The sequence below is a fragment of the Actinomadura oligospora ATCC 43269 genome (genome assembly GCF_000518265.1).
Lineage (GTDB): Bacteria > Actinomycetota > Actinomycetes > Streptosporangiales > Streptosporangiaceae > Spirillospora > Spirillospora oligospora.
Genome location: NZ_JADG01000019.1, coordinates 79,771 through 100,730, shown reverse-complemented (window position 1 = coordinate 100,730; position 20,960 = coordinate 79,771). Strand labels below are relative to the sequence as shown.

Annotated in this window: 27 protein-coding genes; 11 read left to right on the top strand and 16 right to left on the bottom strand. The window is 72.9% G+C overall.

Going from position 1 to position 20,960, the window contains the following annotated elements:
• Positions 1-5: 5 nt before the first annotated feature.
• Both P696_RS0127420 and P696_RS0127415 read left to right on the top strand, forming a co-directional pair.
• A complete protein-coding gene (locus P696_RS0127420; RefSeq protein WP_026414824.1) occupies positions 6-650 on the top strand; it encodes a response regulator transcription factor in 645 nt (214 codons plus the stop codon).
• Between the two features lie 134 nt (positions 651-784).
• On the top strand, positions 785-1,165 hold the full coding sequence (locus P696_RS0127415) for an MmcQ/YjbR family DNA-binding protein (protein ID WP_170026592.1): 381 nt from the start codon (positions 785-787) through the stop codon (positions 1,163-1,165).
• A gap of 7 nt (positions 1,166-1,172) precedes the next feature.
• On the opposite strand, the gene P696_RS0127410 is transcribed toward P696_RS0127415, so the two are convergent.
• Genes P696_RS0127410 through P696_RS48515 form a run of 3 tightly spaced genes read right to left on the bottom strand, consistent with a single transcriptional unit; the run spans position 1,173 to position 3,879 of the window.
• Positions 1,173-2,270, bottom strand: a complete 1,098-nt coding sequence (locus P696_RS0127410) for a winged helix DNA-binding domain-containing protein (RefSeq protein WP_026414822.1) — start codon at positions 2,268-2,270, stop codon at positions 1,173-1,175.
• Between the two features lies 1 nt (position 2,271).
• Complete coding sequence (locus P696_RS58865) at positions 2,272-2,406, bottom strand: hypothetical protein (protein ID WP_281174995.1); 135 nt, start codon at positions 2,404-2,406, stop codon at positions 2,272-2,274.
• 45 nt (positions 2,407-2,451) lie between these two features.
• On the bottom strand, positions 2,452-3,879 hold the full coding sequence (locus P696_RS48515; protein WP_034487191.1) for an MFS transporter: 1,428 nt from the start codon (positions 3,877-3,879) through the stop codon (positions 2,452-2,454).
• 102 nt (positions 3,880-3,981) lie between these two features.
• Here P696_RS48515 and P696_RS0127395 point away from each other — a divergent pair, with 102 nt between their 5' ends.
• Positions 3,982-4,458 carry a winged helix-turn-helix transcriptional regulator gene (locus tag P696_RS0127395; protein ID WP_026414821.1) on the top strand — a complete coding sequence of 159 codons (477 nt, stop codon included), beginning with the start codon at positions 3,982-3,984 and terminating at the stop codon, positions 4,456-4,458.
• 27 nt (positions 4,459-4,485) lie between these two features.
• On the opposite strand, the gene P696_RS0127390 is transcribed toward P696_RS0127395, so the two are convergent.
• The gene (locus tag P696_RS0127390; protein ID WP_026414820.1) at positions 4,486-4,812 is read right to left on the bottom strand and encodes a rhodanese-like domain-containing protein; all 327 of its coding nucleotides are present in this window, start codon (positions 4,810-4,812) and stop codon (positions 4,486-4,488) included.
• A 39-nt stretch (positions 4,813-4,851) separates the two neighbouring features.
• Between P696_RS0127390 and P696_RS0127385 the strand changes: the two genes are divergently transcribed.
• Positions 4,852-5,472: a TetR/AcrR family transcriptional regulator gene (locus P696_RS0127385; protein ID WP_245627832.1), complete on the top strand. Its 621-nt coding sequence runs from the start codon at positions 4,852-4,854 to the stop codon at positions 5,470-5,472.
• Between the two features lie 23 nt (positions 5,473-5,495).
• On the opposite strand, the gene P696_RS58370 is transcribed toward P696_RS0127385, so the two are convergent.
• Positions 5,496-6,080: a hypothetical protein gene (locus P696_RS58370; protein WP_245627831.1), complete on the bottom strand. Its 585-nt coding sequence runs from the start codon at positions 6,078-6,080 to the stop codon at positions 5,496-5,498.
• A gap of 193 nt (positions 6,081-6,273) precedes the next feature.
• Here P696_RS58370 and P696_RS58365 point away from each other — a divergent pair, with 193 nt between their 5' ends.
• Positions 6,274-6,450 carry a class I SAM-dependent methyltransferase gene (locus P696_RS58365; protein ID WP_245627830.1) on the top strand — a complete coding sequence of 59 codons (177 nt, stop codon included), beginning with the start codon at positions 6,274-6,276 and terminating at the stop codon, positions 6,448-6,450.
• Here the strand turns inward: P696_RS58365 and trpS are convergent.
• Positions 6,447-7,472, bottom strand: coding sequence for a tryptophan--tRNA ligase (gene trpS / locus P696_RS0127370; RefSeq protein WP_026414817.1), 1,026 nt, complete (start codon positions 7,470-7,472; stop codon positions 6,447-6,449). The two genes, P696_RS58365 and trpS, sit on opposite strands and share 4 nt — an antisense overlap.
• 227 nt (positions 7,473-7,699) lie before the next feature.
• Here trpS and P696_RS0127365 point away from each other — a divergent pair, with 227 nt between their 5' ends.
• Complete coding sequence (locus P696_RS0127365) at positions 7,700-8,188, top strand: MarR family winged helix-turn-helix transcriptional regulator (RefSeq protein ID WP_026414816.1); 489 nt, start codon at positions 7,700-7,702, stop codon at positions 8,186-8,188.
• 92 nt (positions 8,189-8,280) lie between these two features.
• Here P696_RS0127365 and P696_RS0127360 read toward each other — a convergent pair whose 3' ends face one another.
• Entirely contained in the window at positions 8,281-8,919 is a 639-nt protein-coding gene (locus P696_RS0127360; protein WP_026414815.1) for a TetR/AcrR family transcriptional regulator, read from the bottom strand.
• Positions 8,920-9,010: 91 nt separating this feature from the next.
• Here P696_RS0127360 and P696_RS0127355 point away from each other — a divergent pair, with 91 nt between their 5' ends.
• The 3 genes from P696_RS0127355 to P696_RS0127345 all read left to right on the top strand — a co-directional run bounded on the left by P696_RS0127355 (position 9,011) and on the right by P696_RS0127345 (position 11,690).
• Positions 9,011-9,625, top strand: coding sequence for a CatB-related O-acetyltransferase (locus P696_RS0127355; protein ID WP_064744132.1), 615 nt, complete (start codon positions 9,011-9,013; stop codon positions 9,623-9,625).
• 144 nt (positions 9,626-9,769) lie between these two features.
• A complete protein-coding gene (locus P696_RS0127350; RefSeq protein WP_026414813.1) occupies positions 9,770-11,203 on the top strand; it encodes an MFS transporter in 1,434 nt (477 codons plus the stop codon).
• Between the two features lie 19 nt (positions 11,204-11,222).
• Positions 11,223-11,690, top strand: a complete 468-nt coding sequence (locus P696_RS0127345) for a pyridoxamine 5'-phosphate oxidase family protein (RefSeq protein ID WP_026414812.1) — start codon at positions 11,223-11,225, stop codon at positions 11,688-11,690.
• Here P696_RS0127345 and P696_RS0127340 read toward each other — a convergent pair.
• Positions 11,666-12,796: a type III PLP-dependent enzyme gene (locus P696_RS0127340; protein ID WP_245627829.1), complete on the bottom strand. Its 1,131-nt coding sequence runs from the start codon at positions 12,794-12,796 to the stop codon at positions 11,666-11,668. The two genes, P696_RS0127345 and P696_RS0127340, sit on opposite strands and share 25 nt — an antisense overlap.
• 75 nt (positions 12,797-12,871) lie before the next feature.
• Positions 12,872-14,719 carry a helix-turn-helix transcriptional regulator gene (locus P696_RS0127335; protein ID WP_245627828.1) on the bottom strand — a complete coding sequence of 616 codons (1,848 nt, stop codon included), beginning with the start codon at positions 14,717-14,719 and terminating at the stop codon, positions 12,872-12,874.
• Between P696_RS0127335 and P696_RS48510 the strand changes: the two genes are divergently transcribed.
• Complete coding sequence (locus P696_RS48510; protein ID WP_211245875.1) at positions 14,703-15,326, top strand: MFS transporter; 624 nt, start codon at positions 14,703-14,705, stop codon at positions 15,324-15,326. The two genes, P696_RS0127335 and P696_RS48510, sit on opposite strands and share 17 nt — an antisense overlap.
• 14 nt (positions 15,327-15,340) lie before the next feature.
• Here the strand turns inward: P696_RS48510 and P696_RS0127325 are convergent, their stop codons facing one another.
• The 7 genes from P696_RS0127325 to P696_RS0127295 all read right to left on the bottom strand — a co-directional run bounded on the left by P696_RS0127325 (position 15,341) and on the right by P696_RS0127295 (position 20,081).
• The gene (locus P696_RS0127325; protein WP_026414808.1) at positions 15,341-16,252 is read right to left on the bottom strand and encodes a M56 family metallopeptidase; all 912 of its coding nucleotides are present in this window, start codon (positions 16,250-16,252) and stop codon (positions 15,341-15,343) included.
• Complete coding sequence (locus P696_RS0127320; RefSeq protein WP_084338248.1) at positions 16,249-16,629, bottom strand: BlaI/MecI/CopY family transcriptional regulator; 381 nt, start codon at positions 16,627-16,629, stop codon at positions 16,249-16,251. Before P696_RS0127320 ends, P696_RS0127325 begins: the two co-directional genes overlap by 4 nt.
• 113 nt (positions 16,630-16,742) lie before the next feature.
• Positions 16,743-17,621 (bottom strand): oxygenase MpaB family protein, encoded by an 879-nt coding sequence (locus P696_RS0127315; protein ID WP_245627827.1) that lies wholly within the window; start codon positions 17,619-17,621, stop codon positions 16,743-16,745.
• Between the two features lie 166 nt (positions 17,622-17,787).
• Entirely contained in the window at positions 17,788-18,147 is a 360-nt protein-coding gene (locus P696_RS0127310; RefSeq protein WP_034487181.1) for a DUF2516 family protein, read from the bottom strand.
• 184 nt (positions 18,148-18,331) lie between these two features.
• Positions 18,332-18,940, bottom strand: coding sequence for a hypothetical protein (locus tag P696_RS0127305; RefSeq protein WP_026414804.1), 609 nt, complete (start codon positions 18,938-18,940; stop codon positions 18,332-18,334).
• A complete protein-coding gene (locus P696_RS48505) occupies positions 18,937-19,371 on the bottom strand; it encodes a helix-turn-helix domain-containing protein (RefSeq protein ID WP_034487178.1) in 435 nt (144 codons plus the stop codon). The genes P696_RS0127305 and P696_RS48505 overlap by 4 nt, the downstream gene beginning before the upstream one ends.
• Before the next feature lie 98 nt (positions 19,372-19,469).
• Positions 19,470-20,081 carry a TetR/AcrR family transcriptional regulator gene (locus P696_RS0127295; protein WP_026414803.1) on the bottom strand — a complete coding sequence of 204 codons (612 nt, stop codon included), beginning with the start codon at positions 20,079-20,081 and terminating at the stop codon, positions 19,470-19,472.
• Positions 20,082-20,147: 66 nt separating this feature from the next.
• On the opposite strand from P696_RS0127295, the gene P696_RS0127290 reads away from it, so the two are divergent.
• A complete protein-coding gene (locus P696_RS0127290; protein WP_245627826.1) occupies positions 20,148-20,930 on the top strand; it encodes an SDR family NAD(P)-dependent oxidoreductase in 783 nt (260 codons plus the stop codon).
• The last annotated feature ends 30 nt before the right edge of the window (positions 20,931-20,960 follow it).

Genomic DNA, 20,960 nt, shown 5'->3' with positions numbered 1-20,960 from the left:
CGTCGCTGCGGGTGGTGATCGCCGAGGACGCGGTGATCCTGCGCGACGGGCTCGTCCAGCTGCTGCGGCTGCGCGGCCACGAGGTCGCCGCGGCGGTCGGCGACGCGGACGCGCTGGTCGCGGCCGTCGCCGAGCACGAACCGGACGTCGCGGTCGTCGACGTCCGGATGCCTCCGACGCACACCGACGAGGGCCTGCGGGCCGCGCTCGCGCTCCGCCGCGACCACCCGTCGGTCGGGATCCTGCTGTTCTCGCAGTACATCGAGACCCGGTACGCGGCCGAGCTGCTCGCCGGATCGCCCGCCGGGGTCGGCTACCTGCTGAAGGAGCGCGTGTCCGACCTCGCCGAGTTCGAGACGGCGTTGCGGCGCGTCGCATCCGGCGGCACGGCGCTCGATCCGGAGGTCGTCGCGCAGCTGCTCGGCGGGGGCGGCGGCGCGAGGCTGCCGAGCCTGACCCCGCGAGAGCGGGAGGTGCTCGGGCTCATGGCCGAGGGACGCTCGAACGCCGCCATCGCGGGCGCGCTGGTGGTGTCCGAACGGGCCGTGGAGAAGCACGTCGCGAACATCTTCGCCAAGCTCGGCCTGCCGCCCGCGCCCGGCGACCACCGGCGCGTCCTGGCCGTCCTGCGGTACCTGAACGCCGCCTGACCCGTGCGTGTTTGACGTGCGGGCCCGACCCGCCCGCCTTGCCTGCGCGCCTGACGTGCGCACCTGGCCCTCGCGTCTGACGCGCGCCTGGGCCTGGCGCGGAACTGTCGGTGGCGTCGCGCATGATGGCGGGCATGGACGATAAGGAGACCGAGCGGCGCAAGGCCCGGCTCACGGAGATCTGCACGGGCCTGCCGGAGGCGGGGTCCGAGCCGTCCGGGCACGGCCCGCACGTCGCCTACCGCGTGCGGAAGACGACGTTCGCCTGGTACGTGGACAACCACCACGGTGACAATCGCGTGTCCCTGTGGGTGAAGGTCACGCTGGACGAGCAGCAGGCGCTCCTCGGGTCCGAACCCGAACGGTTCTTCAGCGCGCCCTACATGGGCCAGCACGGGTGGGTCGGCGCGTGGCTCGACCTCCCGGACGTCGACTGGGACGAGATCACCGAGCTGGTCACCGAGAGCTACCTGCTGCTGGCCCCGAAACGCCTGGCCGAGCAGCTCATGCCGTGAGCATGGCCTACGAGGCGAACAGGACGGTGCGGTCCGCCGCCTTCGGGTGGGCGGCCTCGAGGAGCCGCAGGCCCTCGGCCGTCAGCTCCTCGCGCGTGGCGTCCGGGATGGGGGCGAACTCCTCGATCCGGAGCGTCGCGGCTCCGCGCTTGACCTCGGCCTTCCACATGCCGCGCACGAATCCGTCCACGAGCACGGCCGCGCGGATGATCCCGTTCACGGTGAACAGGCGCCTGCGGTCCTCGTCGGTGACGATGCGGGTGCGGTCGCTGTGGGACAGCGTGAGGTTGTCGAACTCCGGGACGAACCGGACGGGCGCGGGCGTGTCGGCGTCCGGGCGGGGCGCGTCCGGCACGTCGTACAGGAGGCGGCCGGTCTCGTCCTTGAAGGTGAGCAGGCGGGGCCTGAGCCGTCCGAAGACCTCGCTCAGTCCGGTGAGGCCGGACCAGTGCTGGGCATCGGCCACGCTCGCGGGCCCGAAGGCGGCCAGGTAGCGCAGCACGAGCGCCTCGGCGTCCGGCTCGGCCGGGGGCTCGCCGAGCCAGGCGTCCAGCACGGCGTGCCTCGCCAGCCCGGACGCCCCCCAGACGCCGCGCGGCGGCACCTGGACGAGCGGCAGCATGCAGCGCGCCGCCCAGTTGAGCTCCGAGGCGTCGTGCCCGGGGAAGCGTTCGGCCAGCGCCTCCCGCACCTGCTTGTCGGAGAGCGGCTCGGCGGACAGCAGCTCCCGGACGGTCTCCCGGACCGCGTCGAAGTCGACGCCGTCCAGGCCGCGAAGCGTGCTCTGGTTGCGCAGGAAGGCGTCCATGACGGTCTGCGTGAGCGGCCGGATCCGGAGCGCGTCACGTGCGCTGACCAGGTGCAACGTGCCGCGCATGAGGACCATGCGGACGGCCTGGCGCTCGTGCAGCAGCCGTCCCGGCTCGTCGAAGTCGAACTCCTCGAGCCGCGTCCAGAGGCCGAGGTGGGGCGGGTTCGGCGCCTGCGCCTGCATCCCGACCAGGTGCTCGAGGGTGTCGAGGACACCCATGCGGTGGCGGCGCAGCAGGAGCTGCCGGGCGAGCAACGCCCGGTTCAGCTCACGTCGTCCCAGCGTGGCGGCCATGTCAGAGGGCGTGGTCGGAGCGGAGGAACCCGTTGGACCGGGCGGCCTTGTCGTGCGGGAGCCGCACGGTCTCGTTGTGCTCCCGGGTCTCCCCCGCGTCCCGCTCGTCCTGACGAAGCGGCCCGATCTCGATCATGCCCGCATCCTGCCACGCCCCACCGACATCCGATCCCGCCCGCGCTCAGGCGTTCGTCCGGACGGGCCCGGGGACGCCCTCCGCGACGGGCTCGGGCACCGGCTGAACGGTCCCGCGACGGCGCAGACCGAGAGCGGTGACCAGGGCTCCCGCGACGGCGACCGCCACCGGGACGAGCATCGCGGTGTGAAGGGCGTCGAGCTTGTCGGCGGTGCTGTCGCCGGTGAGGACGGCGACGTTCACGGCGGTGACGATCGAGACGCCGAGGGCCGTGCCGAACTGGATGGACGTGTAGAGCAGGCCGCTCGCCAGGCCCTGCTCCGACTCGTCCACGCCCTCGGTGGCGGCCATGGTCAGGGGGCCGTAGCCGAGGGTGAAGGCCAGGCCGAGCAGGACGAGACCGGGGAGCATCATGGCGTAGGACCAGTCCAGGCCCGCGCCGAGGAAGGTCGTGTAGCAGGCGGCGGCCAGGACCGTCGCGGCGAGGATCACCCGCGTGACGCCGAAGCGGGCGACCAGGCGGGGCGTCAGGGTGGGCGCGAGGACGAGGTCCAGGCCCGCGACGAGCATGGTCAGGCCGGTCTGCATCGGCGTCCAGCCGCGGATCTCCTGGAGGTAGAAGGTCATGAGCAGCTGGAAGCCGCCGAACGCGCCGACGAACAGGAGCGCGGTGAGGTTCGCGCGCGCCAGCGGCCCGGAGCGCAGGACGCCGAGCCTCACGAGGGGTTCCGGGACGCGCCGCTCGACGAGGACGAACGCGGTGAGCAGGACGATCCCGGCGGCGAACACGGCGGCGGTCAGGAGCGGGCCGTCCGAGGCGTGCTCCAGGCGGACGACCCCGTAGACCAGCGCGGACATGGCGGTCGTGGAGAGGAGGGCGCCCGGGACGTCGAGGCGGCCACGAGCGTTCTCCGCGTCGTCCCGGACGAGCGGGACGGCGGCGACCAGGATCAGCAGCGACAGGATGACCGGCGCGAAGAACACCCAGCGCCAGCCGAGCGGGGTGAGCAGGCCGCCCGCGACGAGCCCGAGCGTGAAGCCGCCCGCGGCGGTCGCGGCGTACACCGACAGCGCGCGGGTCCGCTCGGGGCCCTCCGGGAACGCGGCGGTGACCAGCGACAGTCCGGCGGGCGCGAGGAACGCGGAGGCGACGCCGGTGACGAACCGCGCGGTCAGCAGCATCCAGCCCTCGGTCGCCAGGCCGCCGAGCCCGGAGAAGACCACGAACACCACGAGCCAGGACAGGAACATCCGGCGGCGTCCGAACAGGTCGGCGGCGCGGCCGCCGAGCAGCATGAATCCGCCGTACCCGAGCACGTAGGCGCTGACGACGCCGCTCAGCGCGCCCGTGGACAGCCCCAGATCGGCCCGGATCGACGGCAGCGCGACGTTCAGCATCGCCACGTCGATCCCCTCAAGGAAGATCGCCCCGCACAACACCAGGAGCGCACCCCAGCGGCGTGAAGTACTCATTTCGGTCCCGACACCTCTTCCGGCAGTGTGAACCGGCGGTTCCCGATGGGCCTGCCGGTTACCTCTTGATACCGACAGCATCGTCAGGCACCATCGGGGATCATGGAAGACGGCACTTCAAAGTCCCCCGGTTACTGCGCGGATACCGTCCCTGACCAGGGCTTCGACATCTCGCACTGGGACTCCCGGGAGGACTGCGAGACCCGGCAGATCCTCGACCGCGTGGCGGACAAGTGGTCGCTGCTCGTGATCGCGCTCCTGGACGAGCGCAGTCTGCGCTTCACCGAGCTGCGCCGGTCGGTGCAGGGCGTGAGCCAGCGGATGCTGACCCGCACCCTGCGGCATCTGGAGCGGGACGGCCTGGTCCACCGGACCGTCCACCCCGTCGTCCCGCCGCGGGTCGACTACTCCCTGACGCCGCTGGGCGCGAGTCTGCACTCGACCATCAAGGCCCTGGTCGACTGGACCGAGGTCCACAAGGGCGCCATCGCCGCCGCGAGGGACGCCTACGACCTGCGCGCCGCCGAGGAGGCCGAGATCGCGGCCACGACCCCGGCCGTCCGCAGCGCGCCGTTCTAACGATCGGGGCCGGGGCCGGGGTGGCGGTCAGGCGGACTCGGTGGGGAGCCCGGCCTCCGTCCAGTCCTCGATGCCCTCCTTGTACTTGCGAACGTCGGTGTAGCCCAGGGCGGTCAGGCGGTCGGCCACCTGGCCGCTGTTCGGGCACGCCTCGTTGGAGCAGTAGGTGACGATCGCGGCGTCGCGGTCGGTGAGGCGGTTCGCCGCCTCGGCGTCCACCTCGCCCGGGTTCAGCGGGATCGCGCCGGGCAGGTGCTGCTTGGCCCAGTAGTCGCCGCCGAGGGCGTCCACGACCGTGACCTTCCCGCCGTCGATGGCGGCCTTCAGCTCGTCGCGGGTGATGAGTGCGGTCATGCCAAGCATCCTCTCGAGAATCGGACTATAGTCCGTTTCGTGTCTGAGGACAGTAACGGACCGCGGTCCGGTTATGCAACGCCCCTGGAACTGCTGCGCACCCCGCCGCCGAGAGAGCGCGCGGACGCGGCGCGCAACCGCGCGGCCGTGCTGGACGCGGCGGCCCGGCTGTTCGCCGAGCACGGTCCGGAGGCCGTGTCCATGGACCAGATCGCGACGGCCGCGGGGGTCGGCAAGGGGACGCTGTTCCGCCGCTTCGGCGACAAGGCGGGGCTCGCCGTCGCGCTGCTGGACGCCCGCGAGCGCGAACTCCAGGAGGCGATCCTCGGCGGGCCGCCGCCGCTCGGCCCGGGGGCGACGTCCGCCGAACGGGTCGAGGCGTTCGTCCTCGCCTACCTCGACCACCTGCTGGGACACCTGCCGCTGGTGCGGATGTCGGAGACCGCGTCCCCCGGCGCGCGGTACCGCATCGGCGCGTACCGGTTCTGGCACCTGCACCTGGCGCTCCTGCTGGACGGCGACCCGGATCCCGAGGCCGCCGCGCACGGCCTCCTGGCCGTCCTCAGCGCGGAACACGTCTCCGCGCTGCTCCCCGATCTGGGCGAGGACCGCCTGCGCGCGGCCCTGACCCGCCTCGCGCGCACCGTCGCGGCCCCCTGAGCCCGGCGCGCGCCGCCGCCGGGTCAGCGCGTGCGGCGGCGGTAGTACGCGATCGTGACGGCGGCCAGGAGGGGCCCCCAGGCGAGCAGCGGCACGTAGCTGACGATGAGCAGGTTGAGCTGCCACTGGTGGGCGAAGGTCTGGTGGAACTCCTCGGTCGGGTGCGAGAAGAACAGCCCGAACGCGCAGATCCAGATCACCGCGGCGGCCCCGAGCGCAGCCGGGACGACCGCCGCGAGCGTGGGGATCCGGCGTCCGCCGAGGCCGGGCACCCAGCGCGGGACCCGCTCGCCCCAGGTGCTGACCAGGCCGACGGTCAGGAACGCCAACCCCTCGCTGACCAGGGACAACACGATCATGTAGGCCCCCTGCGGGAGCCATGAGGGCGTGTCGCCGCTCATGTCCGCCGCCGTGCGCGGATGCTCGGCGATCGGCAGGCCGAAGAGGCCGAACGCCAGCCGCCACAGGCACGACGGCAGGACGACCCAGGCCGTCGCGTGGGCGGCGACGACGGCCCAGCGCGGCACGCCCTCGGCGGGGCGTCCGTGCAGGCGGGCGTACGCGGCGGCGATCCGATGCGGACGCCGTGTGTGAACGGTCTCGGACACGACCCTCTCCCGGGTTCGGGGCTTCTCGACGTCCCCAAGCCTCGGGCCGCGCCCGTCCGGCACACCTCCCCCGTGATCACCATCCGCCTCCCCCGCAGGTCGCGCCCCGTCGTGCCCCGAGCGAGGGATTCACGGCCCCCACCAGCACCGACACCCGAGGGCTTGACGCCGCTCCAACAGCCGGTTCGGCGTGATGTTCTTCGCCGATCCCGTCGCCGCGTTCGCCAACATCGCCCGCGCGCTCCGGCCGGGCGGACGGCGTGCGGGCCCACCTCGCGTACGGCCTGGCCCTCCACCGGCCGTCATGCCCGCACTGTCCGGCCTGCTCGGACGTCCCGACTTCCTCGCCCGCATCGACACCATCGCCTAGTACGTCATCGCCATGGCCTTCCGGACCTCGGCCAGCGTGGTTCCTGCGATCTCGTTCGCGCGCGCGTTGCCCGCGGCGAGGATGGCCCGCAGCTGCCCGGGGTCGGCGGCGAACGCGGCCCGGCGCTCCCGGATCGGACGCAGGAACTCGTTCACCGACTCGGTGACGACCCGCTTGAGCTCGGCCGCGCCGCGGTCGCCGATCTCCGCCGCGACCTCCTCCGGCGCGCGCCCCTGGGCGAGCGCGGCGAGCCGCACCAGGTTCGACACCTCGGGACGGGTCTCCGGCGCGTAGGCGATGTGCCGGTCGGCGTCGGTCTTGGCCCGCTTGACCAGGCGCGCGACCTCGTCCGCCGTCGAGGACAGCGCGATCGCGTTGCCGCGCGACTTGCTCATCTTCTGGCCGTCGGTGCCGAGCAGCAGCGGGACGTCGGACAGGAGGCACTCCGGCACCGGGAAGACCTGGCCGTACCGCTCGTTGAAGCGGCGCGCGACCGTCCGGGTGACCTCCAGGTGCGGGGCCTGGTCGCGGCCCACCGGCACCAGGTCGGCCTTGCAGAACAGGATGTCGGCGGCCTGGTGGACGGGGTAGGTGAACATCAGCCCGCTGACCGCGCTCTGCCGGGAGTGCTCGATCTCGTCCTTGACGGTCGGGTTCCGGCTCAGCTCCGGCACCGAGACCAGCGACAGGAACGGCAGGAACAACTGGTTCAGCGCCGGGACGGCCGAGTGCGTGAAGATCGTCGCGGTGGCCGGGTCGATGCCGACGGCCAGATAGTCGGCGATCAGGCCGAGGACGTTCTCCTCCAGCCGGTCGGCCACGTCCCGGTCGGTGAGCACCTGGTAGTCGGGGATGATCACGAAGACCTCGACGCCCGCGCGCTGCAGCGTGACGCGGTTCTCCAGGGTGCCGAAGTAGTGGCCGAGATGGAGGGGGCCGGTCGGGCGGTCACCGGTCAGGACGCGGTGCCGCGCGGCGTCGCCGGCGACGAGTTCCGAGAGTTCGGGGGTGGTGAGGGTCATGCTCTTCTCCTTCGAGGGCGGTTCTCAGGGCGGACCCCTCGAAAAGGAGAAAGGCCGCCCGGTACTCGGACGGCCTGCGCGTACGCCTGGTCAGCCGTCCGAGGACGGCCACCAACCAAGACAGACGCTGAGATGCATGGCCTCAGCGTACCCGGCCGGGCGCGCCGCTGCCCAGACCTGTGATCAACACAAAAGCGGATAATCCGCTACGGAACTAGAATGGGGGCATGACCTCTCTCGCACCCACCTCCGGCGTCACGCCCGACGTCTCGTTCCTGCTCGACCACACCGGGCACGTCCTGCGGACGCGGATGGCGGCGGCGCTCGCCGAGATCGGCCTGACCGCGCGCATGCACTGCGTCCTCGTCCACGCCCAGGAGGAGGAGCGCACCCAGAACCAGCTGGCCGAGATCGGCGACATGGACAAGACCACGATGGTCAGCACCGTGGACGCGCTGGAGCACGGCGGCCTGGCCGAGCGCCGCCCGTCCTCCAGGGACCGGCGGGCCCGCGTCATCGCGGTCACCGACAAGGGCGCCGAGGTCGCCGCGCGGAGCCAGGAGATCGTGGACTCCGTCCACGCCGAGGTGCTGAACGCGCTACCCGAGGACGAGCGCGAGGTCTTCCTCCGCGCGATGAACCGCCTGGCCACCGGGCTGCTCGCCGAACCCGTCGCGTCCACCTCGGCCCGCCGCACCCGCGAGCGCGCCCTCTAGAACCCCAACCCCGCAGCGCCCGCGCGGGCACCGACCAGCGGACGCGACGGCCGACAGACGCGGCGAGCGCGCGTGCCGCAGCCTGGGCGTTCCTAGTCGCTCGTGGCGAAGGCTCCGGCGGTGGCGGCGAGGACGGCCGTCCTCGCCGCGTGCGCGGGGAGGTCCGGGTCGGGCGGCGTCCGGAGCAGGACGAGCCGGTGGTAGACCGGGGCGGTGGCGGCGATGAGCAGCTGCCGCGCGTCCGTGCCCGGTGGGATCTCGCCGCGCTCGACGGCCCGCGCGACGATCACCTCGCAGCGGGTGTAGCGGTCCTCCCACAGCTCGCGGACGCCGCGCGCGGCCTCGTCGGAGCGGAAGGACGCGGCGATCAGCGCGGACACGAGCGGCGGCTGCGCGGTCAGCGCCACCTGGCTCTCCTCGTTCAGGGCCGTGAGGTCGCCCTGGAGCGAGCCGGTGTCGGCGGGCTGCCAGTCATCGTCGCTCGCCGCGTCGAAGACGTCCGCGAGCAGGCCGCCGATGTCGCGCCAGCGCCGGTAGACCGTCGCGCGGTGCACGCCCGCGCGGGCCGCGACACCGTCGATCGTCAGCGCGTCGTACCCGTTCTCGGCGAGTTCGGCCTGCACCGCGTCGAGCACCTGCGTGCGAACACGTTCGGTCCGTCCACCCGGGCGGCGTCGTGGCGCGCCGTCCCCGGGGTCTCCTGGACGGGTTTGCTCGCTGGACGAGGTCATGCCAGCATCTTAATGCATCACTTGTCGCATTAATGGAGTGCCGATGACCGCCCCGAACGCCCTGCCGACCGATCCGGACGTGCTGCACCCGATGCCCGGGCAGCCGCGGGTGGTGCTGCTCCGGCCGCTGGTGACGTCCCCGCTGATCGAGGTCGGCGAGTACTCCTACTACGACGACCCGGACGACGCGACGGCCTTCGAGACCCGCAACGTCCTGTACCACTACGGGCCGGAGAGGCTGGTCATCGGCAGGTTCTGCGCGCTGGCGACCGGCGTGCGGTTCATCATGAACGGCGCCAACCACCGCATGGACGGCCCGTCGACCTTCCCGTTCCCGACCATGGGCGGCGCGTGGGCCGAGCACTTCGACCTGCTCACCGGCCTGCCGAACCGCGGCGACACCGTCGTCGGCAACGACGTCTGGCTCGGGAACGGCGCGACGGTCATGCCGGGCGTCCGGATCGGGCACGGCGCGATCGTCGGGTCCGGCGCGGTGGTCACCTCGGACGTCCCCGACTACGGGATCGTCGGCGGCAACCCGGCGCGGCTCATCCGCACCCGCTTCGCGCCCGAGGACGTCGCCCGCCTCCTGGAGATCGCCTGGTGGGACTGGCCGGTCGAGCACATCACCGCGCACCTCCGGACGATCATGTCCGGCTCCGTCGACGCCCTGGAGGCCGCCGCGCCGTCCCGCCCGCGCCCGTGAAGCCGGACACTCGCCAATAATCTAGATCGGATACATATCGTCTACAACAGAACTATCTGTTAACGTCTCTCCTGTCGCGCCGACCGGGCGCGGCCGGGTCCGGCCGTTCGCGCCGGACCGGCGGGCGTCGCCTGAGGAGAGTTGATGGAGAGCGTTCGATCACGGGCCCTGGCGCTGGCCGTGCTGTGCGCCGGTCCGCTGATGATCATCTTGGACGGGTCGATCGTGACGGTCGCGCTGCCGGCGATGCAGCGCGACCTCGGGCTCGGCGACGCGGGGCTGACCTGGGTCGTCAACGGCTACGTGATCGCGTTCGGCGGCCTGCTGCTGCTGGCGGGCAGGCTGGGCGACCTGGCCGGACGACGGGCCGTGTTCGTCGCCGGGATCGCGGTGTTCACCCTCGCCTCGGCGGTGTGCGCGGCGGCCACCGGCCCCGCGACACTGATCGCGGCGCGGTTCGCCCAGGGCGTCGGCGGCGCGCTGACCTCGGCGGTCGCGCTCGGCATGATCACCACGCTGTACTCCGCGCCCGCCGAGCGGAACCGCGCGCTGTCGGCCTTCGCGTTCACCGGCGCGGTCGGCGCGTCCCTCGGGCAGGTCCTGGGCGGGGTGCTCACCGACGCGCTGAACTGGCACTGGATCTTCCTGATCAACCTTCCGCTCGGGCTGGCCACGGTCCTCGCCGCGCTGCGGTACCTGCCGTCCGGCCGGGGCCTCGGGTTCGCGGCGGGCGCGGACGTGCTCGGCGGGGCGCTGGTGACCGCCGGGAGCATGCTCGGCGTCTACACGATCGTCCAGACCGAGTCCGCGGGCTGGGGGCTCCGGACGCTCGGCCTCGGTCTCGGGGCGCTGGCGCTCCTCGGCGGGTTCGTCGCCCGGCAGACCACCGCGGCCGTCCCGCTGATGCCGCTGCGCGTGCTGCGCGACCGGAACGTCTGGGGCGCGAACCTCGTCCAGTTCGTCGTCCTGGCCGCGTTGTTCAGCTTCCAGGTCATGGTCGCGCTCTACATGCAGAACGTCCTGCGCTACAACGCGTCCGAGACCGGGCTCGCGATGCTTCCCGCGGCGGGCGCGATCGCCGTCGTGTCGCTCTTCGTCGCGGCGCGGCTGATCGACCGGCTCGGGGCCCGGACCGTCCTCGTGACCGGGCTCGTCCTGTTGCTCGCCGCGCGGCTGCTGCTCGCCCGCGTCCCCGTGGACGGGCACTTCGCGACGGACCTGCTGCCGCTCATGCTGCTGTCGGGCGGGTTCGGGCTCGTGATGCCGTCGCTCACCGGGCTCGGCATGTCCGGCGCGAAGCCCGAGGACGCCGGAGTGGTGTCGGGCGTCTTCAACACGACGCAGCAGATCGGCGCGGCCCTCGGCGTCGCGGCCCTGTCGGCCGTCGCCGCCGCGAACACCGGCGGGACGTCTCGCGCCGCGCTCACGCACGGCTACCACGTCGCCTTCTGGGCCGGCGCCGGGCTGCTGACCGCCGGGATCGTCCTGTCGCTGGTCGTCCTGCGCCGGGTGACGCCCGCGTCCGAGCCGTCCCCCGCCGAGGCCCCGGCCCCGGCCCCCGCAACCGTTGAGCTCTAAGGAAAAGGGAGAAACCACGATGACCGCCTATGGCCCCGGAGATGGACCCGCACCCGTCGCGCTTTCGGACGAGGAGGCGTCCGAACTGATCGGCGCGACCACTTTCGGAACTCTGGCGACGGTGAAGCGCAGCGGGCACCCGCACATGTCCACGGTCGTCTTCTCCTGGGACGAGAAGGAGCGGATCGTCCGCATCTCGACCACGGCGGACCGGCTCAAGGTCCGGCAGTTGCGGAACAACCCGCGAACGTCCCTCTATGTCTCCAGTGAGGACTTCATGGCGTTCGCCGTCGCCGAAGGGACCGCGGAGTTGTCGGACGTCGCCGCGGAGCCGGGCGACGCGGTCTCCCGCGAATTGCTGGACATGATGGGCGGCTTTCCGGATCCGGCGGACGAGGCGGCCTTCCTCGGGCAGATGGTGAAGGACCGCCGCGTCGTCATCCGCCTCCACGTCGAGCGCCTTTACGGCACCTCGCTCACCAAGTAGTGGAACCCCGGCGGGTCGTGCATGAGGAAGTCGCGATGCGAGATGTTCCAGCCGTAAGCGCCTGACATGCCGAAAGCGACGATGTCCCCGACGCCGATCTCGGCGACGGGGACATCGCGCGCGAAGACGTCCTTGGGCGTGCACAGCTGCCCGACCAGCGTGATCTCCGCGTCCCGCACGGCCGGAGCCGCCGAGCCGCCCGTCCGCCCGGGGACGACGGTGAACGGCTGGTCGTGCTGCTTGGTCACCGGGGTCCGCAGGTGCATGGTCCCGCCGCGGAGGACGGCGTACCAGCGTCCGTGCGCGGGCTTCACGTCCAGGACCTCGGTGACGTACCAGCCGCAGTAGGCGGTGACGGCCCGTCCGGGCTCGATCCGCAGGGTCTCACCGGGACGGACGAGCCGCGCGATCTCCCGCCCGTAGGTCTCCCAGTCGAACGTCCGGGCCGGGGACGCGTAGTCGACCGCCATCCCGCCGCCCAGGTTGAACTCCGGATCCTCCACCCCGGCCTTCTCCGCCCACGGACGCGCCCAGTCCAGAATCTCGCGGGACTGGGCCAGCGCGTCCGGGACGTCCAGGCCCGAGGCCAGGTGCGCGTGGACGCCGCGCAGCCGCAGCCACGGCGCGGACGCCAGGATCGCGTGGCACTCCTCGATCAGGACGGGGTCCATCCCGAACGGGCCGGACATCGCGAGCGCGACGTCCTCCCGGTCCACCGCCAGGTTCACCCGCAGCAGCACGTCCGCCTCTCGGCGCTTCGCGGCCAGCCGGGCGAGCTCGAACGGCGACTCGACGTGCAGGCGGTCGGCGTCGAGGTCGAGTTCGGAGTCGGTCTTTCCGGGACCGCCGAACGCCAGCCGCGCGTCCGGCAGGACGTCCCGGACGTGCCGGAACTCGCCCCCCGAGGCCACCTCGAACCCGTCCACGTGCGGCGCGAGCGTCCGCAGGACCGGCGCGTCCGGATTGGCCTTCGCCGCGTAGAAGACCTCGACCGGCACCGCGTCCCTGATGCGGCGCGCGTGGGCGCCGAGCGCGTCCAGGTCGTACACGAAGGCGGGCAGCCGTGGGGTCTCCCCCATCCACGTCCGAAGCCGGTCGGTGAGCACGTCCCCATTCTCACGCGCCTGGAGGGCCCCCACAGGCCCCACCGCGTCATCGGCCACGAATTGCCCGGACCGGACTCATCCGATGAGTTTCAGCCGGTGCGCCGCCGCCGCCGCCTCGGTCCTCGACGCGACCTCGAGTTTCGCGAGGACGTTGGAGACGTGCACTCCGGCCGTGCGTCCGGAGATGAACAGATGCTCGCCGATCCGGCGGTTGCTGTAGCCGAGCGCGACCAGGCCGAGCACTTCGACCTCGCGTGGCGTCAGCGGCGGGAACGACGTCTCGGAGGCGAAGGGGGTCGCGCCCAGGCTCGTGGTCAACGCGGTCGCCTCCCCCACCGAGCCCGCGCGCATGAGGGCGTACGCCAGGCGGTGCGGGTGCTTCAGCGACCGCCAGGCGTCGGCGGCATGCCGCCAGGAGGCGTCGCCCACTTCGGCCAGGACGGTCAGCCGATGCGCCTCCTGGACGGGCCCGACGACGGGAAGGTCCGCCGCCAGCGCCCGGATCCGGGGCCGATGCGTCCTGGTGCGGCGGGCCGCGGTGTCCAGCAGCGGCCATACCTGGCGCGGGTGGGCCAGCAGGTCCGGAGCCGACAGGACGTCCGCCAGCAGCGCGTCCGGGTCGGACGCCACGGCGCATTCGAGGTCCAGCAGCCGCAGCTGGAACATGCGTCCGCCATAGGTGGCGCTCAGGTTCCGGCGCGCCTCCGCGGCGGCCGATGCCGCGGCCTCGGTGTCGCCCGCGGCCAGCTCGATCCCGCCGAGGGTGGTGAGGGCGAGGGCGCGGAGCAGCGGCGGCGGATCCCGGTCCAGGCAGGCGGTGAGGACGGCGCGGGCCTCGGGCCAGCGGCCGAGCGTGACCAGGGCCTCGGCCGCCAGGGCGGTCAGCCCGGCTCCCTGGTCGCGGACGAGGCCGTGCTCGCGGGCCGTCTCGATGCCCTTCCGCGCGTGCTCCCAGGCCCGCTCGTCCTCGCCCATCGCGTGCAGCGCGTCCGCCTCGCACAGGATCGCGACGCACCGGGTCGTGGCGTCGCCCGAGGCGAGGACCAGGCGTTCGGCCTCGGCCGTGCGGGTCGCGGTCTCGTCAAGGTCCCCGTCCAGGGCCGCGAGGGCGGCGAGGGTCAGCTGGGCCCAGGCCCGGACGCGTTCGTCCCCGTCCATCTCCAGCGCCCGGGACGCGAGCGTCCGGGCCTCGTCGAACCGGGCCATCAGGTAGAGACGGTTCGCCAGCGTGGACGTCAGGCGGGCGCGGTCCGGGCCGTCCTCGAGGAGGGCGACGCCCTCGCGCAGGTCGGACAGGCCGTCCTCGCCGAGGCGGTGGGCCAGCGTGCTGCGCAGGTCCAGCAGGAGGGCCCGGCGGCGGAACGAGTCGGCCGGGGACGAGTCGGCCGGGGACGGATCGGCCCGGGTCGGGTCGAGCAGCGACCGGGCCTCGGTCGCCAGCTCGACGCCGCGTCCGGCCTCGCCCGCGTGCAGGCACGCCGCGGCGGCGAGGGACAGCGCACGCGACCGGTCCGCGCCGGGAGGCAGGAGCGTCAGGGCCCGTTCGAGCATCCGCAGCTGCTCGGGGTAGGCGTGCATGTCGGCGGCGGCCCGCGCGGCCCGCAGGCAGGCGGCGAGCGCCTCCTCGCGCTCACCCGCGACCTGCCAGTGGGCGGCGAGCAGCGGCAGGACGTGATCAGGTGGCGCCAGGGACGGATCGGCCTGGAGCGCGCGTCCGAACCACAGGTGGAAGCGGGTGCGCTCGCTCGGCAGCATGTCCTCGTACACCGCCTGCCGGACGAGATCGCGCCGGAAGGCGTGGTGGTCGCGGACCGGCCGCGCCAGGACGCCCTGCTCGATCGCGGACCGCAGCGCCCCCTCCAGCTCGGGTTCCGGCAGCCGGGCGGCGGCGGCGATGGTGCCGCAGGTGCTCGCACTGATCACCGCGTCGTTCGCGCCGGAGCGGCGGGCGCGGGCGATGGGCTGGTTCGGGGCCGTCATGGGGCTCGGCGGCGTCTGCGGGCAGGTGCTCGGCGGGCTGCTGCTCCAGGCCGACCTGTTCGGCCTCGGCTGGCGGACGATCTTCCTCGTGAACGTGCCGGTCGGCGTCCCGGCGGCGCTGCTCGCGACCCGCGTCCTCCCGCGCGCCGAGGCCCGGACCGCTCCCCGGCTGGACGTCGCCGGTGTGCTCGGCGTCTCGTCCGGTCTCGGGCTGGCGCTGGCCCCGCTGGTGCTGGGGCGCGAGGAGGGCTGGCCGCTGTGGACCTGGCTGTCGCTCGGCGCGAGCCTCCCGGTGCTGGCCGCGACGCTGCTCTGGGAGCGCCGGACGGCCGAACCGGTCGTGGACCTCGCGCTGTTCCGCGTCCGGCGCCGTGTTCTTCACGCTGGCCGGACGGCACGGCCTGGTCGGGGCGGCGCGTCTCACCCTGCTGGGAGACCTGGCGCTCACGCTGGCGACCATCCCGCTGTCGCTGTTGCTCCCCCGGACGGCGCGGCGGGTGGTGACAGCGGAACGCCGGTCCGGGATCGGGTCCTGGACCGGCGTGTGTGAGGGGTGAAGGCGTTCTAGAAGGGTGGCAGCGTCCAGAGGAGGGCCGGGATGATGATCGCCATCGGGATCGCGACGGTGGCGGCCACCCGGATGCGGCGGGGCTGCGGCTCGGGGCGGAGCAGGCGGTTCACGCGGGCCAGGACCGGCAGGTCGTCGGCCGCGGCCACGCCGAGCGTGCCCGACGGGGCCGCCGCCGGACGGGCGGCGGCGAAACGCAGAAGCGCCGTCGCCAGCTCCTTCGCGGGGCGGTGACGGCGGGCGCGGTCGTCGGCGGCCATCTCGATGAGCAGCTCGACGGCGTCCAGACATCGTCCGACGAGCCGGAAGTGCGGGAACACCTGGCGGAGCGAGTAGAACGGCAGCAGCACCAGGTCGTGCCGCTCGCGCGCGTGCGCGCGCTCGTGCGCGAGGACGGCGGCCAGCTCCCGGTCGTCGAGCAGTTCCAGCGTCCCGGCGCTCACCACGACCTTGGACGACCGGACGCCCGGAACGCAGTACGCGGCCGCTCCCGGGTGGTCGAGGACCAGCGCGTCGGGGGCGGCCGAGTCGCCGCGGGCGACCAGCGCGAGCAGCGCGCGGTGCCTGCGGCGGGCCCGCACCACGCGGACGACCGCGGTGGCGAGCATGGTGAGCAGGACGAAGGTCAGCGCCACGGCGGCGAGCAGCGCGGCCATGTGGACCACGTCGAGCCGCGCGGCGTTGTCGGCCACCAGGCCGGGGACCCCGTGCACGATGCCCTGCCCGTACGGGAGCAGGGCCACGCTCAGCAGCGCGCCGATCGTGGCGATGCCCCAGCCGAGGCCGAGGGCCTGCCACAGCCCGATCGCGATGCGGGGGGTGCGCCACGTCCAGCGAGCCTTCGACAGCCCGTGCGCGCCGAGGACGGTCAGGAGCGCGACCGCCGCGAGCAGGGCCGGGCCTGTCATGCCGGTGGCTCCAGGGTGATCTCTTCGAGGGCCTGGCGGAGGACGTCGATCTCGTCCTGCGACACCGACCGGACGAAGTGCGCCAGCGCCGCGTCGCGGTCGCCGGTCTCGTTCAGCGCGCCCAGCATGAGCTCGGTCACATATCCCTCCCTGCTCGCACTGGGACGGTACCGCCACGCGCGGCCGTCCCGCTCACGATCAAGGAATCCCTTCTTGGCCAGGCGGTCCAGCACGGTCATGACCGTGGTGTGCGCGAGGTCGCGCTGGTCGGCCAGCGCGCGGCTCACGTCGCGGGCGGTGGCGGGGACGACACCGGCCTCCTCGCGCGCCCAGCAGACCTCCATGACGGTGCGTTCAAGCTCTCCCAGACCCTTCACGGCGTCCACTGTATGCGACGGGTGAGACAGATCACCACGCGGGGTAGTACTACCGACTTACGTACTACGGCGCGTAGTGCTATCGGGCGGAGCCACGCCCCCGGAGGTGCCCCCTAGACGAAGGAGCGGCCGGTGCGCATGCGACGGCGGAAGTCCCACAGGTAGGCGTTGAACGGGAACTCGCGCATCGGCCTCGGCATCGTCCGGTTGGCGAGCGCGAGCGCCCGGACGCCCGCGTCGAACGCCCGCTGGTCCCGGGCCGTCCAGGTGAAGCCCAGCTCCTCGCGGAACTCCGGCGGCAGGAACCCGACGGTGAGGAGCCGGTTCGCCGGGCCGACGACGCGCTGGACGGACCTCGGCAGGAACGCCGCCTTCGCGATCCCGCGCAGGTAGGCGCGGGTCTCCGGGGTGCTGCTCAGCTTCGCGAGGCCGTCCCGCCAGTACTCCTCGAACGCCTCGCGGCTCTCGGGCCACATGTCGTCCGGCACCTGGAGCGTCGTGGCGAACCGCCGTCCGTGCCGGTAGAAGTCGGCGAGCGCCGCCTCGGACGGCTCGCCGTAGAAGCGGCGGTAGACGTCCTCCATGCCCCAGTAGATGCAGGCGGCGACCCACAGCTGGAGCTCGCGGTCGAACGCGTTGTACCGGACGTCCGCGCCGGGTTCGCTGCGCACGCGGCGGTGCTGCCGGTTGATCTCCTCACGCATCCAGACGCGCTCGTCCGGGCCGCCGAGCATCGCGACGATCAGATAGGTGAGCGTGGTGCGGGTGCGCTTGACCGGGTGCCGGTCGATGCGTCCGGACTCGACCTTGGACTCCACGACGCCGAGCCCGACGGGCAGCCGGGAGAGCTGCATGATCACGTTCGCGCCGCCCGCGGCCAGGGACGGGCCGCTGACCAGCTCGCGGACGACCCGCGGGATCGGCTCACCGGCGGCGCCGGGCCCGTCCGGGCCGGAGCCCGCGGCGAGCGGGAGGGTGGGGGCACTGGTCACGGGAGCCTCACTTCGCACGGCGTCCGGTCGGCGGCAGCCTCCGCCCGGCGCCCGTCGCACGGATCGGCGGACCCGCCCAGGGTGCCTGAAGTAAGTGCCCACTTGCAAGTGTTCCGGATCACCCCCGGACCGCGGCGGACGCCCGTCCCGGGGGTGGATCCGCGGCCTACCAGGGCCCGTAGGGGCCCATGTTGGAGCCCCGGCCGCCGCCGCGGCCCTTGAACTGCTTGACCGCCGGACGGACGTCGGCGAGGTAGACGGCGGCGGCGATGAACGAGGCCACCGGCAGGATGCCGAAGAGGATCGCGATCGGCGAGGAGCCCTGGAGCGGCAGGACGGCCGCCGCGAGCCCCACCACGGCCGCGACGATCAGGATGATCATCCAGAGCTTCTTGCTCTGCTTGCTCGCGGCGGCGTAGGCGTTCGTCGGCACGGTCAGCGCGTCGATCAGCGCCCACGCCTCCATCACGAACGCGATGAGCAGCAGGATCCAGAAGAAGTAGTCGAGCACACCGAAGCCGGTCACCGACGATCAACGCTCCTGTCCGTTCCGGGCGGCGCCGGGGTGGGCGCCGCGTGTTCGGCGAGTGGACTCCCCACCCTATGCGGCCTGTCCAGCCGGTACATCGAACGACGAAGGGGCCCGGCCGGGTGTTCCCGGCCGGGCCCCTTCGCGCGTCGAGCGTCCGGCGGTCCCCCGCCCCTGAGGGTCAGGAGCCGGACTTCGGGGTGGACGCGCCGGAGCGAGTCTGCTCCCCGGCGGCCTTCCTCGTCCGGGCGGCCTTGGCCCTGGACGCGCCCTTGCCCTGGTCGCCCGCGGCGACCTCGGCGACGGCCTCGGCGCCCTGGGCGACCTCGGAGGCGGCCCCGTGGACGACCTTCTTGCCGCGCTCGGCCAGCTCGTCCACGAACCCGACGGCGCGGGTGCCGAAGTGCGTCACGTACGCGACGGCCGCGCCCGGAAGGTCCTTGACCTCGACCTTCTCCTGGATCTTCTCCACGTTCCCGCGTGCCTCGCCGCGGTACCTGTCCACGTTCTCGCGGACCTGGCCGCGGTACCTCGCGACCGTGTCACGCACCTGCCCGCGGTACTTCCCGAGGTTCTCCCGAACCTCGTCGCCGTACTTGTCCAGGTTCTCCAGGACCTCGCCCCGGTACTTCCCGAGGTTCTCGCGGACCTCGTCCTGGTACTTGGCGGCCGTCTCGCGCGCCTTGCCCACCTGCTCGGGGGCCTCGCGGAGCTTCTCGACCGCGAGGTCGCCCGCGCCGGCGACGGTGTAGACGACCTTGTTCTCTCGGAGGGTGTCGGCAAGCGTCATCGAACCTGTTTCCCTTCCCGTGCTGCGGGTGCCTGCTCGCCGTCCGCCTCGCGCGCGCCCGGTGGCGCGGCCTCGGGGACGACTCCGGCTGCTTCGTTCTCCTTGCGGAACGAGTCGTAGATGTCGAGCAACACCTGTTTCTGACGCTCCGTGAGGATCAGGTCGGTCCGGATCGCGGCCTGCACGTCGCTCTCGGCCTCGCGGGCCTCGAGGATGCCCGCCTGGACGTACAGCGCCTCGGCGGAGATCCGCAGACCCTTCGCGATCTGCTGGAGGATCTCCGCGCTCGGCTTGCGCAGGCCGCGTTCGATCTGGCTCAGGTACGGGTTGGAGATGCCCGAGACGTCCGCGAGCTGGCGCAGCGAGATCTTCGCCCGCGTGCGCTGCTCCCGGATGTACTCCCCGATGGAGCCGACCTTCGAACTCGCCATGCCTCCACCCTCCGTCACGGTGCTTGCAATTGCAAGCGGCTTGCTAGCACTTCCCCGGTGAGACTGCTCACAGCCATCCTGACCAGCGTCGACGTCGCTCAATCCCGGCTCCCCGGCCAGGCCGCGAGGACCATGTCGACCGCCGGACGCAGGTCGTCAGCGGTCGCGCCGTCGCCCGCGCGCTGCGACAGCCCCTGCAGCGCGATGGCGAAGAGCTGGGCCACCGCGTCCGGGTCGGTGGCGTCCGGTAGCTCGCCGCGCCGGACGGCCGCGCGCACCCGCTCGGCGAACCCGTCCACGTTGGCGTTGCGGATGTCGCGGAGGTACGCCTCGATCTCGGCGTCGCGCGCCGCGACGTTCGTCGCCGCCCGGATGACCAGGCAGCCCGCCGGATGGGACGGGTCGGTGTAGATCTCGGCGGCGTCCCGCAGGGCGCGGGCGAACCCCCTGTAGAGGGTGGGCTCCTCGTCCAGGGCTCGGGCCACGAAGTCCGCCCACTCGGTCCGCTGGTAGCTCGCGACGACCTCCCTGAACAGGGTCTTCTTGTCGCCGAACGCGGCGTAGAGGCTGGCCGGGCGGATGCCCATGGCCTCGGTCAGGTCGCCGATGGAGGTCGCCTCGTAGCCGCGCTCCCAGAACAGCCGGGTGGCGGACGCGAGGGCGGCGTCGCGGTCGAAGGCCCGGGGACGGCCCCGGCGGGTCTCGGTCATGCCCCAATTCTAGATCGACCGCTCAAGAATCTGTGCTAGCTTCTTTCTTGAGCGATCATTCAATAAATGAGAGGCGGTCGAACGACCATGGGCACGGGACGTCTGGACGGGAAGTTCGCGCTGGTCACCGGGGGCAGCAGGGGCATTGGGCGGGCCATCGCCCAGCGCTTGGCGGCGGACGGCGCGACGGTCGTCCTCACCTATGCCCGGGACGCGGAGTCGGCGGCGGACAACGTCGCGCGGATCGAGAAGGACGGCGGGAGGGCGATCGCGATCCAGGCCGACCTCGGCGAGCGCGGCGACGCCGACCGCCTGTGGGCCGCCTATGACGAGGCCACCGGCGGCGCGCGCGTCGACATCATCGTCAACAACGCGGGCATCGGGCGCAGCGACGACCTGGAGCACCTCACCGAGGACGGCTTCGACCAGGTGTTCGCGGTGAACGTCCGGGCGCCGTTCTTCATCGTCCAGAAGGCGCTGCCGCGTCTGAACGACGGCGGGCGGATCATCAACGTGTCCAGCGGGCTGGCCCGGGTCGCGATGCCCGAGATCATGGCCTACGGCGCGACCAAGGCCGCCCTGGACAACTTCACGACGAACCTGGCGGTGGAGCTCGGGCCGCGCGGCATCACGGCCAACTCCGTCCGGCCGGGGATCATCGACACCGACGTCAACGCGTCCTGGCTGCGGGGGAACCAGGAAGCCTGGGACCACTCCGCCTCGATGTCGGCCCTCGGACGCGTCGGAGCGCCCGAGGACGTGGCGGACGTCGTCGCGTTCCTGGCGTCCGACGACTCCCGCTGGGTCACCGGCAGCGTCCTGGACGCGACCGGCGGGTCGAAGCTCTGACCGCGCCCGCCCGGACGTCAGGAGCCGGAC

Excerpts from the sequence above, each read along its gene's own strand:
- P696_RS0127415 (WP_170026592.1), top strand. The coding sequence starts at position 785 with ATGGACGATAAGGAGACCGAGCGGCGCAAGGCCCGGCTCACGGAGATC.
- P696_RS0127410 (WP_026414822.1), bottom strand. The coding sequence starts at position 2,270 with ATGGCCGCCACGCTGGGACGACGTGAGCTGAACCGGGCGTTGCTCGCC.
- P696_RS58865 (WP_281174995.1), bottom strand. The coding sequence starts at position 2,406 with ATGATCGAGATCGGGCCGCTTCGTCAGGACGAGCGGGACGCGGGGGAG.
- P696_RS48515 (WP_034487191.1), bottom strand. The coding sequence starts at position 3,879 with ATGAGTACTTCACGCCGCTGGGGTGCGCTCCTGGTGTTGTGCGGGGCG.
- P696_RS0127395 (WP_026414821.1), top strand. The coding sequence starts at position 3,982 with ATGGAAGACGGCACTTCAAAGTCCCCCGGTTACTGCGCGGATACCGTC.
- P696_RS0127390 (WP_026414820.1), bottom strand. The coding sequence starts at position 4,812 with ATGACCGCACTCATCACCCGCGACGAGCTGAAGGCCGCCATCGACGGC.
- P696_RS58365 (WP_245627830.1), top strand. The coding sequence starts at position 6,274 with ATGTTCTTCGCCGATCCCGTCGCCGCGTTCGCCAACATCGCCCGCGCG.
- trpS (WP_026414817.1), bottom strand. The coding sequence starts at position 7,472 with ATGACCCTCACCACCCCCGAACTCTCGGAACTCGTCGCCGGCGACGCC.
- P696_RS0127365 (WP_026414816.1), top strand. The coding sequence starts at position 7,700 with ATGACCTCTCTCGCACCCACCTCCGGCGTCACGCCCGACGTCTCGTTC.
- P696_RS0127360 (WP_026414815.1), bottom strand. The coding sequence starts at position 8,919 with ATGACCTCGTCCAGCGAGCAAACCCGTCCAGGAGACCCCGGGGACGGC.
- P696_RS0127355 (WP_064744132.1), top strand. The coding sequence starts at position 9,011 with ATGCCCGGGCAGCCGCGGGTGGTGCTGCTCCGGCCGCTGGTGACGTCC.
- P696_RS0127350 (WP_026414813.1), top strand. The coding sequence starts at position 9,770 with ATGGAGAGCGTTCGATCACGGGCCCTGGCGCTGGCCGTGCTGTGCGCC.
- P696_RS0127345 (WP_026414812.1), top strand. The coding sequence starts at position 11,223 with ATGACCGCCTATGGCCCCGGAGATGGACCCGCACCCGTCGCGCTTTCG.
- P696_RS0127325 (WP_026414808.1), bottom strand. The coding sequence starts at position 16,252 with ATGACAGGCCCGGCCCTGCTCGCGGCGGTCGCGCTCCTGACCGTCCTC.
- P696_RS0127305 (WP_026414804.1), bottom strand. The coding sequence starts at position 18,940 with ATGACGCTTGCCGACACCCTCCGAGAGAACAAGGTCGTCTACACCGTC.
- P696_RS48505 (WP_034487178.1), bottom strand. The coding sequence starts at position 19,371 with ATGGCGAGTTCGAAGGTCGGCTCCATCGGGGAGTACATCCGGGAGCAG.
- P696_RS0127295 (WP_026414803.1), bottom strand. The coding sequence starts at position 20,081 with ATGACCGAGACCCGCCGGGGCCGTCCCCGGGCCTTCGACCGCGACGCC.
- P696_RS0127290 (WP_245627826.1), top strand. The coding sequence starts at position 20,148 with ATGAGAGGCGGTCGAACGACCATGGGCACGGGACGTCTGGACGGGAAG.